This is a genomic window from Streptomyces sp. NPDC029014 (assembly GCF_055564695.1).
In genome coordinates, this window is sequence record NZ_JBVHVT010000199.1 from 1 (window position 1) to 2,547 (window position 2,547).

Genomic DNA, 2,547 nt, shown 5'->3' on the forward strand with positions numbered 1-2,547 from the left:
CCCCCCCCCCCCCCCCCCCCCCCCCCCCCCCCCCCCCCCCCCCCCCCCCCCCCCCCCCCCCCCCCCCCCCCCCCCCCCCCCCCCCCCCCCCGGGGCGGCCTGTCTTTTATGTCTGGCTCACACGGAATTGAGGGGGTTCCGGTAGCGTCGGAGTATGAGGACCAGGCTGATATCCGCACTGTCGGGGCTCCTGCTGGCCCTGGCCGCCACCGTCCTCGGCGCCGCCCCGCAGGCGTCGGCGGCGACCGGGCCCGAAGCGGTGGCCGAGGCCCTGGAGCGGGGCCCCGTCTACGTCGACCCGCGCGCCGCGGCGCAGCTGCCGAAGGCCGAGGCGGACGCACTGGCGAAGAAGATCAAGGATGCCGGCAAGCCGGTGTTCGTCGCGGTGCTGCCGGCCACCCCGGATTTCCCGGCCGACAGCGTGCTGCGCACCGTACGCACCGAGACGGGGATCACCGGGCTCTACGCGATCCGGCTCGGCGACGGGTTCAACGCCGGCGCCGACCCCGTGGTCATGCGGCCCAACGCCGTGCACAACCTGACGGATGCGGTGAAGGCCGGCGGACCGGTGGACGCGACGACCCAGCTGAACAACTTCGTCGACCAGGCCCTGCCCCAGGTCAGGGGGTCCGCCCCGGCCTCCTGGAGCGGCGGCGCCGGATCGGGCGGCGTCCCGGTCGGCGGGCTCGTCGCGCTCGGTGCGGTCGCCCTGATCGGCGGCGGCGGTGCGTACGCCCTGGTGCGCCGCAGCCGCAGGAAGAAGGAGGAGGCGGAGCGCGCGGCGGTGGAGAAGCTCCGCACGGTCGTCGACGAGGACATCACGGCCTTCGGCGAGGAGCTGGACCGGCTGGACTTCCACCCCGCGGAGCCCGGCGCCGACGACGCCATGCGGGCGGACTACGCCCGGGCCCTCGACTCGTACGAGAAGGCCAAGGACGTCATGGCCGCGGTGCAGCACCCGGAGGAGGTGAGGGGGGTCACCCAGGCCCTGGAGGACGGCCGCTTCGCCCTGGCCGGCCTGGACGCGCGGCGCCAGGGCAGGCCCCTGCCCGAGCGGCGACCGCCCTGCTTCTTCGACCCGCGGCACGGGCCCAGCACCGAGGACGCCGACTGGGCGCCGGCGGGCGGTGCCTCCCGCAGCGTGCCGGTGTGCGCGGCGGACGCGGTCCGGCTGCGCGAGGGCCGGGACCCGATGGTGCGGACCGTGGACACCGAGTACGGGCCGCGCCCCTACTACGACGCCGGCCCCGCCTACGGCCCCTGGGCAGGCGGGTACTTCGGCGGGGGCGTGCTCCCCGGCCTGCTGGTGGGAACCCTGCTGGGTTCGATGATGTCGCCCGGTTACGCCTACGGGTCCGACTTCGGCGGGTACGACGGCGGGGACTTCTCCGGAGCCGACTTCGACCCCTCCGGCTTCGGCGGAGGGGGCTTCGACGGCGGCGGCGGCTTCGACGGCGGGGGCGGCTTCTAGGGCCGCCCCCGGATCCGGCGGTGGTGGCGGTGCAGATGCTGCGGCGGGCGCAGCCCCGCGGATCAGGCCTGGCGGACGGCGGAGATGTCGAACGTCAGCTTCACCTTGTCGCTGACCATGACACCGCCGGCCTCCAGCGCGGCGTTCCAGGTCAGGCCCCAGTCGGAGCGCAGGATCTCGGCGGAGCCCTCGAAGCCGACGCGCTCGTTGCCGTAGACGTCGGTGGCGGAACCGTTGAACTCCAGGTCGATGGAGAGCGGCCGCGTGACGTCCTTGATCGTCAGGTCGCCGGTGATGCGGTAGGTGTCCGCGCCGACCCGGGCGGCCGCGGTGGACCGGAAGGTCATCAGCGGGAAGGTCTCGGCCGAGAAGAAGTCGTCACCGCGCAGGTGGGCGTCGCGGTCGGCGATGCCGGTGTCCACGGAGGCGATCTCCACGTCGAGGGAGGCGGCGGAGCGGGACGGGTCGCTGCCGTCGAGGTGCAGCGTGCCGGAGTAGGCGCCGAACGCTCCGCGGACGTTGGTGACCATCGCGTGGCGGACGGTGAAACCGATGCTGCTGTGGGCGGCGTCGATGGTGTAGTCGCCGGTCAGGGCGGCCAGGGCCGGGTCCACGTCAAGGGTGGCGACGGCGGTGGGGGCGTCCTGTCGGGTGCGACGGGTGAACAGTCCCATGACTCTCTCCTCGGGAAGTGCTGGTGTCGAAGTCGTTGAACCTTCAACGAGAACGACCGTAGACCGATTCAGTTCAAAATTCAACTTCTGGTCGGGGTGTCAGGCGGTTTTGTGGGACCACCACAACCTGCGGCCGTCTCGCCTGGTGGTCTTCCTGCACCGCTGCGCGGTTCTGTGCGGGCCAGACAGCGGAACACGGCCGAGACTGTGTAGAACCAACGGAGGTTTTTCATGGTCGGCTTCGTAAGGTCGGTACATGACCGTTGTGGACCAGACTCCGAGCGAGCCGACGGACGCCCGCGGGCGCGTGGCCGAGCTGCACTCCCTGCGCGAGCAGGCGCAGCGTGGACCCAGTGACCGGGCGACGGAAGCCCAGCACGCGAAGGGGAAGCTGACGGCGCG

General features: G+C 72.9%; 2 protein-coding genes. One reads left to right on the forward strand and one right to left on the reverse strand.

The window, feature by feature from the left end:
• The first annotated feature begins 154 nt into the window (after positions 1 to 154).
• On the forward strand, positions 155 to 1,471 hold the full coding sequence (locus ACZ4VL_RS40365; protein WP_468210962.1) for a hypothetical protein: 1,317 nt from the start codon (positions 155 to 157) through the stop codon (positions 1,469 to 1,471).
• Between the two features lie 62 nt (positions 1,472 to 1,533).
• Here ACZ4VL_RS40365 and ACZ4VL_RS40370 read toward each other — a convergent pair whose 3' ends face one another.
• Positions 1,534 to 2,145, reverse strand: coding sequence for a YceI family protein (locus ACZ4VL_RS40370; protein WP_468210965.1), 612 nt, complete (start codon positions 2,143 to 2,145; stop codon positions 1,534 to 1,536).
• Positions 2,146 to 2,547 lie beyond the last annotated feature (402 nt).